The 15,773-nt window shown below is 21.7% G+C and carries 15 protein-coding genes; 8 read left to right on the plus strand and 7 right to left on the minus strand.

From position 1 onward, the window contains the following. Nucleotides 1-77 precede the first annotated feature (77 nt). Nucleotides 78-1,541 carry an IMP dehydrogenase gene (guaB, locus tag N3A58_05330; GenBank protein ID MCX8058815.1) on the plus strand — a complete coding sequence of 488 codons (1,464 nt, stop codon included), beginning with the start codon at nt 78-80 and terminating at the stop codon, nt 1,539-1,541. Nucleotides 1,542-1,599: 58 nt separating this feature from the next. Here the strand turns inward: guaB and N3A58_05335 are convergent, their stop codons facing one another. The 7 genes from N3A58_05335 to N3A58_05365 form a co-directional block, all read right to left on the minus strand. After that, nucleotides 1,600-2,496 carry a response regulator gene (locus tag N3A58_05335; GenBank protein MCX8058816.1) on the minus strand — a complete coding sequence of 299 codons (897 nt, stop codon included), beginning with the start codon at nt 2,494-2,496 and terminating at the stop codon, nt 1,600-1,602. Continuing rightward, complete coding sequence (locus tag N3A58_05340; protein MCX8058817.1) at nt 2,493-3,509, minus strand: phosphatase PAP2 family protein; 1,017 nt, start codon at nt 3,507-3,509, stop codon at nt 2,493-2,495. Before N3A58_05340 ends, N3A58_05335 begins: the two co-directional genes overlap by 4 nt. A gap of 61 nt (nt 3,510-3,570) precedes the next feature. After that, complete coding sequence (locus tag N3A58_05345; protein MCX8058818.1) at nt 3,571-4,467, minus strand: hypothetical protein; 897 nt, start codon at nt 4,465-4,467, stop codon at nt 3,571-3,573. A 155-nt stretch (nt 4,468-4,622) separates the two neighbouring features. Continuing rightward, nucleotides 4,623-5,081, minus strand: a complete 459-nt coding sequence (gene pyrI, locus N3A58_05350; GenBank protein ID MCX8058819.1) for an aspartate carbamoyltransferase regulatory subunit — start codon at nt 5,079-5,081, stop codon at nt 4,623-4,625. A gap of 72 nt (nt 5,082-5,153) precedes the next feature. Beyond that, entirely contained in the window at nt 5,154-6,071 is a 918-nt protein-coding gene (gene pyrB, locus N3A58_05355; GenBank protein MCX8058820.1) for an aspartate carbamoyltransferase, read from the minus strand. 93 nt (nt 6,072-6,164) lie between these two features. Then, nucleotides 6,165-6,440, minus strand: coding sequence for an HU family DNA-binding protein (locus tag N3A58_05360; protein ID MCX8058821.1), 276 nt, complete (start codon nt 6,438-6,440; stop codon nt 6,165-6,167). Between the two features lie 113 nt (nt 6,441-6,553). After that, a complete protein-coding gene (locus N3A58_05365) occupies nt 6,554-9,502 on the minus strand; it encodes a glycosyltransferase (GenBank protein MCX8058822.1) in 2,949 nt (982 codons plus the stop codon). 326 nt (nt 9,503-9,828) lie between these two features. On the opposite strand from N3A58_05365, the gene N3A58_05370 reads away from it, so the two are divergent. From N3A58_05370 to mnmE, 7 genes are all read left to right on the plus strand, one after another. After that, the gene (locus tag N3A58_05370; protein ID MCX8058823.1) at nt 9,829-10,365 is read left to right on the plus strand and encodes an adenine phosphoribosyltransferase; all 537 of its coding nucleotides are present in this window, start codon (nt 9,829-9,831) and stop codon (nt 10,363-10,365) included. A gap of 231 nt (nt 10,366-10,596) precedes the next feature. Further along, nucleotides 10,597-10,752 (plus strand): 50S ribosomal protein L34, encoded by a 156-nt coding sequence (gene rpmH, locus N3A58_05375; GenBank protein MCX8058824.1) that lies wholly within the window; start codon nt 10,597-10,599, stop codon nt 10,750-10,752. Between the two features lie 205 nt (nt 10,753-10,957). Then, a complete protein-coding gene (gene rnpA, locus N3A58_05380; GenBank protein ID MCX8058825.1) occupies nt 10,958-11,290 on the plus strand; it encodes a ribonuclease P protein component in 333 nt (110 codons plus the stop codon). Further along, the gene (yidD, locus tag N3A58_05385; GenBank protein MCX8058826.1) at nt 11,277-11,561 is read left to right on the plus strand and encodes a membrane protein insertion efficiency factor YidD; all 285 of its coding nucleotides are present in this window, start codon (nt 11,277-11,279) and stop codon (nt 11,559-11,561) included. Before rnpA ends, yidD begins: the two co-directional genes overlap by 14 nt. A gap of 157 nt (nt 11,562-11,718) precedes the next feature. Then, the gene (yidC, locus tag N3A58_05390) at nt 11,719-13,419 is read left to right on the plus strand and encodes a membrane protein insertase YidC (GenBank protein ID MCX8058827.1); all 1,701 of its coding nucleotides are present in this window, start codon (nt 11,719-11,721) and stop codon (nt 13,417-13,419) included. A 30-nt stretch (nt 13,420-13,449) separates the two neighbouring features. Further along, entirely contained in the window at nt 13,450-14,085 is a 636-nt protein-coding gene (locus N3A58_05395) for a Jag N-terminal domain-containing protein (protein MCX8058828.1), read from the plus strand. A gap of 7 nt (nt 14,086-14,092) precedes the next feature. Then, nucleotides 14,093-15,772, plus strand: a complete 1,680-nt coding sequence (mnmE, locus tag N3A58_05400) for a tRNA uridine-5-carboxymethylaminomethyl(34) synthesis GTPase MnmE (protein ID MCX8058829.1) — start codon at nt 14,093-14,095, stop codon at nt 15,770-15,772. Nucleotide 15,773 lies beyond the last annotated feature (1 nt).

A 15,773-nucleotide genomic window follows, 5' to 3' on the forward strand; every position in this document is an offset into this window, starting at 1 on the left:
TTGATTCAAAAATATAAATATTATTTATATTTTATTTTAAATAATTTTTTATTAATTTTACTAAATAGAGAGAATTTATGGAAAAATTTGTAAATTTTGAAGGTTTGACATTTGATGATATACTTATTCTTCCTCAGTATTCAGAAATTTCACCATCTAAAGTTGATGTCAAAACTAGTTTACACGAAAAAATTAATTTAAACATACCTTTACTTTCTGCTGCTATGGATACTGTTACTGAATCTGAAATGGCAATTGCTCTTGCATGCCAAGGTGGTATTGGAATAATTCATAAAAACATGTCCCCAGAAGAACAAGCAAAAGAAGTTTATAAAGTTAAAAGGTTTGAGTCAGGGATAATTAATAATCCAATAGTGGTACATCCTGAAACAAGGTTAAAAGAAGTTTTTTTAATAATGAAGGAAAATAATATCAATGGGTTTCCAGTTGTTGACAAGGATATGAAACTTGTAGGAATGCTTACAAATAGGGACATTAGATATATTGAAGACGAAAACCTCGAAGTTTATAAAATAATGACTCCTTTCGAAAAACTTATATATGCTTATGAACCAATTAATCTTGAAGAAGCAAAAAATATAATGAATAAATCCAAAATTGAAAAATTACCAATTATAAATAAAGATAGAGAACTTAAAGGACTTGTAACATATAAAGATATACTTAAAGAAATAAATTATCCAAATGCATCAAGGGATTCAAAAAATAGACTTCTCGTAGGTGCTGCTGTTGGAGTTGAAGAAGATGCCAAAAGGAGAGTTCCCTTATTACTTGATAATGAATGTGATTTAATAGTTGTAGATACTGCACACGGACATACAAAAAATGTTGGAAATACTATAAAATGGATAAAAAAAAATTTCGAATGTGTTGTTGTTGGAGGTAATATTGCAACTTATGAAGCTGCCCTATTTTTAAAAGATTGTGGAGCCGATGTTGTTAAAGTTGGAATAGGACCAGGTTCTATTTGTACAACAAGAGTAGTGGCAGGAATTGGTGTTCCACAATTAACTGCTATTCTTGAAGTTTCAAAAGCTCTAAAAGGTTCTAATATAAAAATAATAGCTGATGGTGGTATTAGATACTCTGGAGATATTGTAAAAGCAATAGCAGCTGGGGCTCATGCAGTTATGCTTGGAAACCTATTTGCTCAAACTGAAGAAGCCCCTGGCGAACTTATACATATCGGGGGGAAAAGATATAAAATATATAGAGGAATGGGTTCAATAGATGCTATGATTAAAGGAAGTAAAGATAGGTATTTTCAAGATTCTGTTGAAAATGAAAAACTTGTTCCAGAAGGAATTGTTGGATCTGTCCCCTATAGAGGAAAAGCTGAAGATCTTATTTTCCAACTTATTGGAGGGCTTAAATCAGGAATGGGTTATATAGGAGCTAAGAATTTAGAAGAACTAAGGGAAAAATCAAAATTTATCAAAATTACTAATTCAGCATTAAAAGAATCCCATCCTCATGATGTAGATATAAGGAAAGAAGCACCAAACTATTTTTTAAATTAACAAATTCTATTTAAAAAAACCAGCTTAATAAGTAAATATAAAATTTTCCTAAAAAGTATTACCAGTGAACTTTGAGGATTACTTTAGATCCATTATTTTCAAAAGAAAGTTCGTCAAATATAATTTTAACCATATAAAGTCCTCTACCAAAATATGTAGACGTATTATACAAATTTTTTATATCTTCTTTATTCAAAAAACCTTTCCCATTATCCTCAATAATAAAAATTGCATAATTTTCATAAAATTTCTTATTAATGTTAACATATTTTTTCTCTTTATTTACTATTTCAGCCCTTTTTTTGAACTCTGATTCCAATTTCCCCTCAATAATAAGCCTCTGCTTTTCCTCTGGTGTTATACCCAAATTTCCATGTTCCATAGCATTTGTTATAATCTCTGAAAGCCCTACAACTAAAGAATTTATTCTTGTATCAGGCAAAATATCTACCAATTCTTCAACACACCAATAAGAAACTGGCAAAATATTATCTAAATCATTTTCGATTGTTATATTAGCCTCAAGATATTTATACTTTATGCTTTTTTTACTTTTCTGTTTTTTCTCTATAATAATAGGAATAATTCTTTTAATATATCCTATAAATTCTCTCCAATTAACTGGCTTCTCAAAAAATTTATCAACACCTAGATTTATTAATTTGATAAGAGTTGTTTCTTCAATATAGCCAGATATAACTATTATAAAATTGACTAATTTCTTTTCCTTGAGTTTTTCTATTATTTGTATTCCTGATAATTTTTTTGTAAACCTTATATCTATAATCAATATATCAATTAAAGCTTTCGATATTTCAATCTCGGAAAGAAATTCATAAAACTCATCATCTGTTGAAATTGTCTTAAATTCTATATTCTTTAGTATAGAAAAAATATTATTAGCTATACTACAAAGTGACTTATCATCATCAATAAATAATATTTTTATACTCAAATAATATCCTTTTTATTATTTAAATTTTTATTATAAATAATATAATAACTTTTATCAATTTTTATAAATTTAGTAAAATATTTACTAAATATTTCGTTTAATTTTTCATAGTATTTATATAAAAGAGGAACATATTCATAAAGGATAATGCCAAAAAATATTCCTCCCAAAATATCAACAAAATAGTGAGCATAAATATAAATAGTTGATAAAAATAAAGTAACAGTAAAAGGAAAATATAAAGGAATTAACCATCTATTTAATTTCCTGTTTAATAATAAAGCTATTAATGAAATTGCAACATGAGATGAAGGAAAAGCAGCTCCCCCAAGATTTGCAGTATTAAATATTTTTTTCATAAGATTAGTAAAAAAATAACCTTTAAAATGCTCATACCACAATTGATTTAACTCAGAAAAATAAAACTTAGGACCCTTAACAGGAAATATAACATAAAAAATATATAGAAAACAAAATGAAGTTGTAGTTAACCACAAACCAAACTGAGCTTGTTTTTCTTTCTTTCTTAAATACAAAAACCACCATCCAGAAGTAATCATAAAGTAGTAAAAAAAATATGAGAAAAAAAACAGCTCATTTACCCATCTAACACCATAAAAATCTTTAAATAAATGTAATGCAGGTTGATAATGAAAAATTATATAATCAATATCAGCAAATATCTTATCTAGTGATTTATTATTGTAGAATAACTGTGATAAAGTAATACATTCATTAAAAAAAATAATATAAAAAGCTTGTGGATAAAAAAATCTGAAAAATCTTATAAACCTATTTTTACTATTATTTGTTAATTTAATAAAAATTATTTGAAAAATAATAAGAATAATAAAAACAATTGAATAGAATAATCCTCTATCAATTTTAATATTTAAAAAATTTATTTTTATTTTACCAAAATTAAGAATTGAGTATATAGAAAATATAAAAGAAGTAATTAAAATTGAAATATCAGTAGGAAAGAAAATTCCATTTAATTCTCTTTTTTCCATAAAAATGAATATATTTTTTAATTTACATACAGTGATATTTTTAATACAAAAATTTAATTTATCAAGTTTTATTTCCTACTAATTTAAACAGATTGCAATATATTTCTATTATATAAATCAACGAATTTACATTAGTAATTTGATTTTTATCATAACTTATAAATACACAGTTTTCATTTTTATTTATATTCAAATTTTTATCTATCATATATTCGTTTAAAAATCTCTCATTATAAAGATTTTTAGAAATCGCTATATAAGAGTAACCTTTATCTAAAACTAAGAATATAAAATCATAATTGTTTAGCCAAAGATCATAAAACAATCTTTTATAAATATCTTCAAAAAAAAATCCATAATAAATATTTCTATTATTAATTTTCAAAAAATTAACATTATTTAAATTAAAACTATAATAATTTAAAAAAAGAGTCTCAAAGATAAAGTAAACATAAAATCTTTCATTAAAATAGAAATAAGAACAAATATTAAAATTGTAGAGAAACTTTTCTTTCAAATTATAAAAAATTTGAAAAATATCCTTTTCATATTTTCTATCACAAAAATCTAAAATAATATAACCACAATACTCTGTAAAAAAAAAGTTGTAATTAATTTTATAGAAATATTTATTAAACTCATTTTCAAAAGATTCAAAAAATTTATTTAATTTAGAAATTAAAATTCTTTTTTTTAAATCTATTTTACAAATTAACCTTTTTTCTATTAAATCTGAAGGAATAAAATCATAGTAATTTGAATTACTTATATGTAATTTATTGCCCCCAAAATATATAACTTTTTCTATTTTATATTTATCAATATATCCAATATCAGAAAAATTACTCATTTTCATTGGAATAAATTGAGAATTTTTTAAAATGAATGTTAGTTTATCATCAAAGTTTAATATTTCTTCAACCTCTGATTCAAATATAATTGAATTTTTAAAAACCATATTTATAATATTAATTTTAATTTTAATTTTATTTCTATATATATTTTAATCAAATTATCTTTGCAATTTTTATTTATATAATTTTTCCAAAAAAATAATTTTTTTTTAATATTTAATTAACTAAATAAATAATAATTTACTATTTTTCTTGAATTTTATTTAATCATATCAGCAGAAACATTAAAAACTCTTTCACAATAAAAACATTTAAAATTTTTTTCTTTTTCATTTTCAAGAATAAACCTTGTTTCAAGATTTTCAACTGTAGAAATACAATTTGGATTAGGGCACCTAATAATATTTTCAAGAACCTCTGGAAGATTAATTTTTCTTTTCTCTATAACTTTACTATCTTTAATTATATTGATAGTAGCTCCTGGAGCTATTAATGCTAATTTATCTGTTTCTTTCTTCTCTAGAAATTTATTTTCATATTTTATTAAATCCTTTTTACCCATTTTATTTGAGTCAAGATTCATACCTATTGCAATGAGACCATCAGTTTTATGTCCTATAATCTCTATTACTTTTAAAGCTTGTGCTGCAGGTATGTGATCTATCACAGTTCCATTCTTGATTTTAAATACTTTAAATTCTCTTTCATTTGTCTGCATAAAACCTCCAAATTATAATTTAATTCAAATTATAAGATTTTTCATAAAATTCTTCTATAAAAATATAATCTTCTACTTAATTGTTCCTAAAACAAGACCAAGTAAAGCTTCTCTTACATAAACTCCATTTTCAGCTTGATCAAAATAAATTGCTCTTCTATCATTATCAACTTCAGGAGAAATTTCATCAACTCTAGGAAGTGGATGCATTAAATATGTGCTTTCACCTAAATATTTTAAATCTTCTTTAGATATTTTATAAGAACCAGCTACCTTTAAATACTCAATAGGATCAGAAAATCTTTCTTTCTGAATTCTAGTACAGTATAAAATATCTAAATCTTTGGAAATTTCTCTAAAATCTTCATGAATATAAAAATTTACATTTTTCTTTTTAAGAAAATCATAGTAATAATCTGGAACTCTTAACAGCTCTGGAGATATAAAATGAATTTCACAATTATAAAAACTTAAAGCCATTAATAATGAGTGAATGGTTCTACCAAACTTCAGGTCTCCCATTAGTCCTATTTTTAAATTATTTAAATGTCCTTTAACTTCATTAATAGTAAAAAGATCTAGCAAGGTTTGGGTTGGGTGCTGGTTTGCACCATCTCCACCGTTAATAATAGGTTTATTTGAAACCTCTGCTGCTCTTCTAGCTGCACCTTCAACCGGATGCCTCATAACAATAGCATCAACATATCTGGAAATATTTTTAATTGAATCACTCAAAGATTCTCCTTTTTTTGTTGAAGAAACATCAGATGAAGCAAAACCTATAATTTGCCCATTTTGTTTTAATATAGCAGTTTCAAAAGATAATCTAGTTCTTGTTGATGGTTCAAAAAATAAAGTCGCAATTATTTTGCCACTTAATGTATTTTTCCATTTACCTTCTTTGACTTCCTTACTTTTTACGAGAATATAATCCAACTCTTCTTTATTCATGTCATTTATTGATATTATTGATTTACCTACAAAATTCATATAAACTCCTTTTTTAATAAATTTCCAAATTTTTTAAAATGGGGAAAAAATATTTAAAAAAAAACCAGACCCATTAGGGTCTGGTTTGAAAAACTATTTTACAATTTCCCTTAAGTCTTTCCCAGGAACAAACTTTGGTACTTTTGTTGCAGGAATTTTAATTTTTTGACCAGTTTTAGGATTTCTTCCTTCTCTAGCTTTTCTTTCAACTACTTTGAAAGTACCAAATCCAACAAGTTGAACAGTACCTTTTTTCTTAAGTTCACCTTTTACAACATCAATAAAAGCATTAATAACATCTTCTACAATCTTTTTGCTTGGAGCATCTGCTTTTTTCTTAATAGCAGCAATTAAATCTGCTTTATTCATATTATCTCCTTAAGGATTTTTTAGCTTTCTAAAATTCTTTTAACTCAAAAAACTATATTTGTCAAGTTTTTTTTTAAATTATTTTAAAAAATATTATTGTTTTTCTGTAAAAATTAATAATTTTTTAATTCTTTGTGAATTTCTTTTCTATAAATAAAAGAAAGAGAGTAAAAATTTCCACCATTTTTTATATTTAATATATCATTAATAACAACTATATTTTTATTTGTTAAATATTTCTTAAAAAAATCAAAATCTTCTAAATATAGTTTATTTATATTAAAATATTTTTTATTTGTAACTAAGCCTATTGCTTTTAGAAATTCTTTCTTTAATGAAATTGAACTAATTGAAATTTTATTATTTTTAATTTTTTTACCAAAGTTATCATTTAAAAAATTATTCATAAAGTTTTCTATTTTAAATTCTTCCTTTTTGTTTATCCAAAAGTTATTTCTTACCCATCCTTCTTCATTTATTACTCCATCAATTAATATTTTTTCTTCATATAAATCAATATGCTTTTTAATCTTAAACGGGGTAAAAATATCATCTGAATCAAGAAAAAAAATTATATCACCGGTAGATTTTTTTATACCTATATTCCTTGCATATGAGACACCAAAATTATGTTTTAATTTAATTATTTTGAGATTTTTCATTAATAAATTCTTGATATACATATATAAAATTCTATTTTCATTATAACTTATATATATATTTTTTTTTACATCTTTGATTATTCCACAAAATTTAAAAATTGAATTATACTGATCTTTTAACCAACCTGGAAAGTTTGAAGCAAAAATATAATCAATAAATTTATCAAATTTTATAAGATAATTATTTTTTATAAAATGTTTTCTTAATTTTTTTATTACTGTATTTGCTTTAATAATTTCTGAACCATCATCAACTATTAATATCTCAAAATCAATATAATTAATTTTTTCATCTTTTTTATTATTTTTTTCTCTTAACTTAAAGAATTGATTAATAAAAATAGATTGGAAAAAAATTGAATATAGACAAAATAAAAATAATTTATACCTATTATAAAAAGGTATAATAATAGATATTTTTTTTATTTTATTTGAAACTAAATTATTAAATTTATAATTAAAACTTATTTTGGAATCAAATTTATTTGAACTTTTATAGTTACTATTATTAATGGTGATGTAAAAACTATTTTTTTTTCTAAATAATAAAAAATAAATTAAATCATAAAAATTGTTGAAATGAAAAGTAAATTCAGAATTTAAAATATAATCAACAAAAATTGAAACAATATTATAAATTTTTTCACTTAATTTATCATTATTATTATCTTTAAAAAAATGCTCAAAATTAATAATTTGGAATAAATTCTCAGTTTCTTTATAATTTATAAAATAAAATTTTTTATCGTTTATAATTTTGCCAACTTTTATAATAGATAAAGTTTCTCTTTTTAATTGGTTATTTTTAGAAATATAATTTAAATCACTATACTTAGTTTTTTCCAAAATACTATTTAAAAAATTATTCAATTTAAGAATATTAAAATTTTCTATAAATTTTTTATAAAAAAAATTTAGCAAAAAATTGAATAATCTTTCAAAATTGTAAAAAACAAAAATTTCTTCCCTTGACAAATTAAAATCCTTGAAATTTAAGAATGTACTTCTAAAAGCTTCTTTTTTCTTATAAAAAAGATTTTCTTTCTGGGAAGGTGTAGGATAATAGATAGAAATCCCTATGTTGTTACCAGAAGAAAGTATAAATAAAAAATTATTAAAAACTTCAATAATATTTTGATTTTTAAATGGTGTAATAAAAAATATTTGAGAATCAATTTTATATTTTTTTAGTAAATTAAGTATAATGTTACGACTTTTGAAGCTATCATTATCCTTATCATTGAATTCATTAATAATTTCACTTTTATCTAAACTTAAAAAATTTGTAATAAAAGGCCTATTGATCTCTTCTTGAGTTTTTATGCCAACAGATCCAATTGAAAAAGTGATAAATTTTACTATTTTAATTTTACTTAAAAATTTTAGATCTTTTTCTTCCAAATGATGAAAATTAAACCCATTATAAAAATATAATTCTATTTTTTTATTGAACTCTTTTTGTATTTTTCTTAAAAGTTCATAAGAAAAATCTTTATCATAAAAAAATGTATCATCATCAATATTAAATTTTGTAAAACCATTTTTATGAGCTATCTCAATTTCCTCAAGAATATTATCTATTTCCCTCTTCCTATAAGGTATATTAAAACTTTTGTTATAACAAAAATTACACTTATATGGGCAACCCCTTGAAAAAGTCAAGGAAAAGTGAGGATATATTTCTGTTATTCTTTTAGCATTGATACCAAAATATTCTTCTAAATTTATAAGAAATTTTCTAAATATATCTTTATTTTTTATTGATTCAATCTCAAAATCTTGTGGAAAATTTATTCTAAAATGAATCGAGTATTTCTTTGAAAATAAGTTACTGATATTATCTTTAAACTCTTTTCTCTCAAAATTATTATAATTCTCAACAAATTTTTTTATTGAAACATCAGCTTCAAGTATAAATATAAAGTCATATAAATCTTTAATATCAATAATATCTTCATCCTCTTTTTCCAGATATGAAGATCCAATTCCCCCTGCAACCAAATAACCTTTATAAATATCTCTTATTTTTAATGAAAGTTCATCTCCATAAAAGGAATAAGGATAAGCAAAATTTGAAATCCCAATAAAAATAGGTTCCCCTATTTTTTTCATTATATTTTTAATAATCTTTATAGATTCATTTATATCAAAACCAAAATGATAAAATTTATTAAAAGAAGAAAAAGAGGAAACATCTTTCTTATAAAATTTTTTTAAATCATTATAGTAGATTGGTAAATCTACTGATTTTTTCTTAAGAATAGACAAATCAAGAATCTTTACATCTATACCCATATTTTCCAATATTGAGCCTATTAAAAACAATCCATAGGGGAAATTTCTATTTTTTGTATAATAAAAATCTCTAAAGTAAGGTTTTATTAAAATAACATTTTTCATAATAAGTTTTTTTGACAATTTTACCACATAAAAATATTAACTAAACTATATAATAAAATAATATAAATTATAGAAAATAAATAAAAAATTATTATAAAAAATAATTTTAAATAAAAAATTGATCAAAAAAGTTTAATAATATAATTTTATAAGTTTAATATTTATCTCAAAATTATTGAATTATTCTATAACTCTATTTATAATTTTTTTGTTTTATTGTCAAATAAATTTAAATTTTACAAAATATTTTAAACTTGAAAAATTAATTTTTTTTAATAGATTATTAAAGTAATTGGTATTATTCATTTAATATATTGGAGTTAATTATGACCAACTTAGAAAAAATACTCGATGATAATATAAGAAAAATTCCAGACTTCCCCAAAAAAGGGATTTTATTTTATGATATAACTTCCATTCTTATGAATCCATATTGTTTAGAACTTATTATTAATGAAATGGAAGACTACTATAAAAACATTAAAATTGATGCAGTTATTGCAGCTGAATCTCGTGGTTTTCTCTTTGCCTCACCATTTTGTCTTAATAAAAAGTTACCACTAATTCTTGCTAGGAAAAAAGGAAAACTACCTGGGGAAACTATTTCAAAAACATATACTTTAGAATATGGTGAAGCTACAATAGAAATTCATAAGGAAGACTTAAAAAAAGTTGATAATATTTTAATTATAGATGATTTAGTGGCAACAGGTGGAACTTTAAAAGCTATAGCAGATCTTGTAGAAGAAAATGGTAAAAAGGTTATTGGTATTTTTTGTGTAATAGGTTTACCTTTTTTAAACTACAACAAACTTTTGGGAAAATATGATGTAAAAACACTTATTAACTACCACTCAGAATAAAAACTTGACTAAATAAAAAAATAATTTATTTTTGATACACAGAAATAATTAGTAGTAGAATAAAATAAAACAATTAAATATAATAATAATATTATTATTATAAACTAAAAAACAAATATTAAAAATTAATTAATAAATAATAATCTAATTTATGAATTGTAAATTGAAAAAAGAAATAATACTTTTTATAAATCAATAATATTATAAATTAATTGTAATAGAGAGGAGAATATGAAAAGAACTTATCAACCACATAATACTAAAAGATTAAAGACTCATGGATTTAGAAAAAGAATGCAAGATAAAGATGGAAGAAAAGTTTTATCAAGAAGAAGAAGAAAAGGAAGAAAAGTTTTAACTGTTTCATCCGTTAAAAAAGCAAAATAAATTTTGTATAAATTTAAATAAAAATAAATTATTTTTAATTATAAATTAAATATTAAATTATAATTTAATTTCCTTTTTATTTAAAATCTTCAACATTTTTGTTTGATTTATTTATATAAATATAATATTTAAATTGTTTATAAATAATAATATTAAATGTAAAGTATATTTTAACACAATTTATAAAAATTCTAAAATTAAAATAATGTTAAATTTTAAATTTAATAAAAATGAACATTTAAGAGATCCTATTTTAATAAACAAATTAATAAAAAATAAAATAAAATTTAAAGGTAATTTTTTACATATTTATTATAATAAAAATTATGAACTTTCATCTAAGATGGCAGTATCTGTATCTAAAAAACATGGCAATTCTGTGATTAGAAATTATTATAAAAGAATAATAAAAGAAGTTTATAGAAAAAATAAATATTTATTAAAAAATAATTATAATTTTCTTTTTGTGTTAAAAAATAAACCAAACAATTACAAAGAAATTGAAAATGAGATTTTGCAATTATTTGAAAAATTATAAAAAATATATACCTAATTTTATTAACTTATTAAATAAAACATTTTTCTTTTTAAGCAATTTAATTAATAGCTTTTTCATTTTATTAATTATTTTTTATAAAAAGTTTATTTCAATACATTTATATCCTTCTTGTAAATTCATACCTTCTTGTTCAACATATGCTTATGAAGCATACAAAAAATATAATTTCATTAAAGCAACTATATTAACTTTAAAAAGAATATTAAAATGTAATCCATTTAACAAAGGAGGATATGATCCTTTACCCTAATTTTTTTAAAATAGATCATTTATTTTATAATAGTTTTTTAATAAAATAATACCATTATAACACTAAACAAAAAATTATAATAAATATAACTATCACAAAAAAACCAATAAATAAAAAAATTAATATAAATAAAATATATTAACAATAAGAGGTAAAAATGCAAAAAAATTTCATTTTATTTATGGTATTGACATTTATATTTACATTATTATATTTTACATTTATTGTTCCGAAATTTTTTCCAGAATCACAAATTACAAAACAATCTCAAAATGAACAAATTTCAAAAAACCAAACTAAACAATCCAACCAAAATGAAACACCAAATATTAATAAAGAGGAAACAAATAAAATTGAAAGTAAAAATGATGAATTAGTCAAAAAAGAAATAATAAAAAATTTTCCAGAAAAGCTAATTAATCTTGAAAACGAGAATATCCTAGCAACTTTTTCATCTATAGGAGGTAAACTTATCCATTTTGAACTTAAAAATTTTAAATCTGACAAAATTTCAAATAATAATATGATAATTAACAACAAAAAGGAACCAAACATATCACCTCTTGAAAGTTGCTTTATATCTCTAAACAATATGCAAAAAGTTGAATCTATAGACTTTGAAGTTATTGAAGAGAAAAAAGATAGAATAGTATTTAGGAAAGTTATGTCTGATGCTAACAATAATCCAATAGAATTTATAAAAATAATAACTCTCGGTAAAGATGATTTAGAAATTGATTTGCATTTTAATGGACTTAATAATAATATACCTATATTAAATGATAATAATTATATTAACTTTTTAAGTTGGGGATATACTTTAGGGCCATCAGACATTATTGAAAATAGAAATAATAAACAAGAAGTTTCTTTCTATTTCGGTGATACTTATAAAAAACTCAATTTAAAAGATAGAAACATAGAGACTATAAATAATTATAAATGGATTTCAGTATCCAACCTCTATTTCACTTTTATTTTAAAAAGAAATGATACTCTAAAATATAATTTATATTTAACCCAATTTAACAAAAATGAACATGAGATCATAATAGCACCACAAAAATTTGAATTAATAAAAAATGAATATAAAATAAATGTTTATTTTTTACCCAAAAAAAGATCTACTCTTTCTTCTATAGACAAAAGTTTTACACACATTGTAAATTATGGAGGAATATTAAATCCTATTGTAATCTTTTTTAATGCAATTTTAGAATTTTTATACAAATTTATTAAAAATTATGGAATAGCAATAATATTAGTATCTCTATTAATAAAAATAGTTCTTTATCCATTAACAAGAAAATCAATAATTTCAATGAAAAAAATGGCAGAGCTTTCACCTAAAATTCAAGAAATTCAAAACAGAAATAAAAATAACCCCCAAAAAGCACAAATTGAATTATCAGAACTTTATAAAAAAGAAGGTGTAAGCCCCCTGTCTGGTTGTTTACCAATTTTACTACAACTTCCATTTCTTATTGCTTTTTATAATTCAATTATATATAATTTAAATTTAAGAAATGCAAAATTTTTATGGATTAAAGATTTATCATCCCCTGATGTTCTATTTAAACTAAATTTTAGTATTCCTTTTATTGGTAATGAAATAAGACTTCTACCCATAATAATGATAATAGTATCAATTGTTCAAACAATTATCCAATCAAAAGGACAAGTTTATACTACTCAAGAGCAAAAAACCCAATCACAAATAATGTCGTACCTTATGCCTATACTTTTCTTTTTTTTATTTTATAATTTTTCAAGTGGACTTGTACTTTATTGGACCACACAGAATATTTTCTCAATTATTGAAAATTATATAACAAATATTAATAATAAAAAATCATAATCAAAATGTTATAAAGGAGAGCAAATAAAAATGGATGGACAACTTATTTTTGAAGGGAAAAATCTTGATGAAGCTCTCGAGAAAGCTTCAAATGAATTAAAAATTAACAAAAATATCATAAGGTATAAAGTTATTGAAAAAAAGAAATCAATTTTTGGTGAAAAAATCTTAATTGCCATAGAAAATTTGAATAATTTAGAAAATCTTGAAGATAAAATTTACAATTTTGTTCAAGAATTCTTTAATTTATATTTTTCTTTTCTTGAAATAAATGGAAAAGTTGAAAAACCTATTTTTGAAAATAATTATGCAATAATTAAAATAACAACAAATAATGACAATTTATTTTTAACAAACCAAGCTGAAGTACTCCTATCAGCACAAAAAATTTTAAATACTATTGGAAAAAATTATATTGGTGTTGAGCCTAGAATAGTACTTGATTGTAAGGACTATAGAAAAAAAAGATCTATTATTTTAGAAAAAATTGCTTTAGAAAAAGCCGAAGAAGTAAAAAAATTTAAAAAAGTTTTTGTATTTAAACCTTTAGAACCATATGAAAGAAAAATAATTCATATGACTTTGCAAAATCATCCAGATGTTTATACAGAATCTGAAGGAACTAATTTTTATAAAAAGTTAAAAATAATACCAAAAACTAAATAGTTTAAAAGTGGTCAAAAATAGAGAATATGATATAATTTTTGCTAATTCTTCTGGTGCAGAAAGTACAAAAGCTATATCTATTTTCAGATTATCAGGTGGAAGAAATCTATTATTTAAAATACTTAATTTTATTATTTTTTCAAAAAAAATAGAAAACAAATTAATAAAAGATCTACAAAAAAATTCTAAGGAAGAATTAGAAAATACAAATTTAGAAAATTTTAAAATTAAAAGAATCAGAAAATTGCAAAAACTTATTAGACCAAGATATGCTTATTTTGTTAAAATAATAAATCCATTTTATAATAGCCAAATTTTAGAAAGTAAAGAATATGAAGAACTAAAAAAAATAAAACTAATCGATGAAGGAATTTTTATATTTTACAAAGCTCCTTATTCATATACTGGAGAGAACATGGTAGAACTCTTTGTACATGGATCAAAAATAATTGAATACATCTTAACAAAACTCTTTATTTTAGCAGGTTTTTCTATTGCAAAAAATGGAGAGTTTACTAAAAGAGCTTTTTTAAATGGGAAAATTGATCTAATACAAGCCCAAGCTATAAATAATTTAATCAACTCAAAATCTTTAATTTCATACCAAACTTCTTTAAACAATTTACAAAAAAAGTTTTCAAATAAAATTTTTAAAATTAAAAACTACCTTTTTGATGCCATATCCTATCTTGAAGCTTCCTTAGATTATCCCGAAGAGGAATTATACGATAATATTGAAATGATTGCAAATATTAAAAATTTATTAAACCAATCATTAAATGAAATAGATAAATTATTAAAAAATTCATCTTTTTTTAAAATTATTAATGAAGGGATAAAGATTGTTATATCAGGCCCAACAAATACTGGTAAATCTTCATTTTTTAATCTTCTTTTAAATGAAGATAGAGCTATTGTTTCCGAAATACATGGGACAACAAGAGACTATTTAGAAGGAAATATAAACATAAAAAATATTGCTATTAAAATATTTGATTCACCTGGAATTAGAGAATCTTATGATCCTGTGGAAATAATTGGAATTGAAAGAATTCAAAAAATTATAGAAGAAGCTGATCTTATTTTATTTTTATTATCACCAGATGAAAAATTAAACAAAAAAAACATTGAAAAAATAATTAATCATAAGGATAAAGTTGTTTTTATATTAAATAAATTTGATCTTATTGACAAAGTTGATAATTTTTTAAAAGAGATAAAATTAAATGCAAATATTGAAGATTTTCAAAGCAAATTAACCATTGAAAAATTTTCATTTTTAATCAACAAATACATGCATAATACTTCATTTTATGAAAATTTAACTTATAATATTGATTTTATTAAGCAAAATTTTGGTACCAAAAAAATAATAATTCCTTCTTCTACTATAGATTCAAAAGAAAAGACAATAGAAATTTTTAATTATCTAATATCTTTTATTTTTAATTTTGATAATATAATTAATGAACCTCCTTATATCCAAAATGAAAGAGAAATTTTTTTCCTAAATAACTTAAAACTTTCTATTACAAATTCACTAGATTTGTTAGAAAAAAATCAATATTTTGATATGATTGCTGAAGAATTATCTTTAGGTTTGAGAAATATATTGGAGCTTACAGGTGAAGATTACAATGAAACTCTATATGAAAATATTTTTAATAAATTTTGCCTTGGTAAATAGA

It is taken from the genome of Spirochaetota bacterium (assembly GCA_026415295.1).
GTDB lineage: Bacteria > Spirochaetota > JAAYUW01 > JAAYUW01 > JAOAHJ01 > JAOAHJ01.

Excerpts from the sequence above, each read along its gene's own strand:
- rnpA (MCX8058825.1), top strand. The coding sequence starts at position 10,958 with ATGTTAAATTTTAAATTTAATAAAAATGAACATTTAAGAGATCCTATT.
- N3A58_05340 (MCX8058817.1), bottom strand. The coding sequence starts at position 3,509 with ATGGAAAAAAGAGAATTAAATGGAATTTTCTTTCCTACTGATATTTCA.
- yidC (MCX8058827.1), top strand. The coding sequence starts at position 11,719 with ATGCAAAAAAATTTCATTTTATTTATGGTATTGACATTTATATTTACA.
- N3A58_05360 (MCX8058821.1), bottom strand. The coding sequence starts at position 6,440 with ATGAATAAAGCAGATTTAATTGCTGCTATTAAGAAAAAAGCAGATGCT.
- pyrB (MCX8058820.1), bottom strand. The coding sequence starts at position 6,071 with ATGAATTTTGTAGGTAAATCAATAATATCAATAAATGACATGAATAAA.
- pyrI (MCX8058819.1), bottom strand. The coding sequence starts at position 5,081 with ATGCAGACAAATGAAAGAGAATTTAAAGTATTTAAAATCAAGAATGGA.
- N3A58_05370 (MCX8058823.1), top strand. The coding sequence starts at position 9,829 with ATGACCAACTTAGAAAAAATACTCGATGATAATATAAGAAAAATTCCA.
- N3A58_05345 (MCX8058818.1), bottom strand. The coding sequence starts at position 4,467 with ATGGTTTTTAAAAATTCAATTATATTTGAATCAGAGGTTGAAGAAATA.
- N3A58_05365 (MCX8058822.1), bottom strand. The coding sequence starts at position 9,502 with ATGAAAAATGTTATTTTAATAAAACCTTACTTTAGAGATTTTTATTAT.
- guaB (MCX8058815.1), top strand. The coding sequence starts at position 78 with ATGGAAAAATTTGTAAATTTTGAAGGTTTGACATTTGATGATATACTT.
- rpmH (MCX8058824.1), top strand. The coding sequence starts at position 10,597 with ATGAAAAGAACTTATCAACCACATAATACTAAAAGATTAAAGACTCAT.
- N3A58_05395 (MCX8058828.1), top strand. The coding sequence starts at position 13,450 with ATGGATGGACAACTTATTTTTGAAGGGAAAAATCTTGATGAAGCTCTC.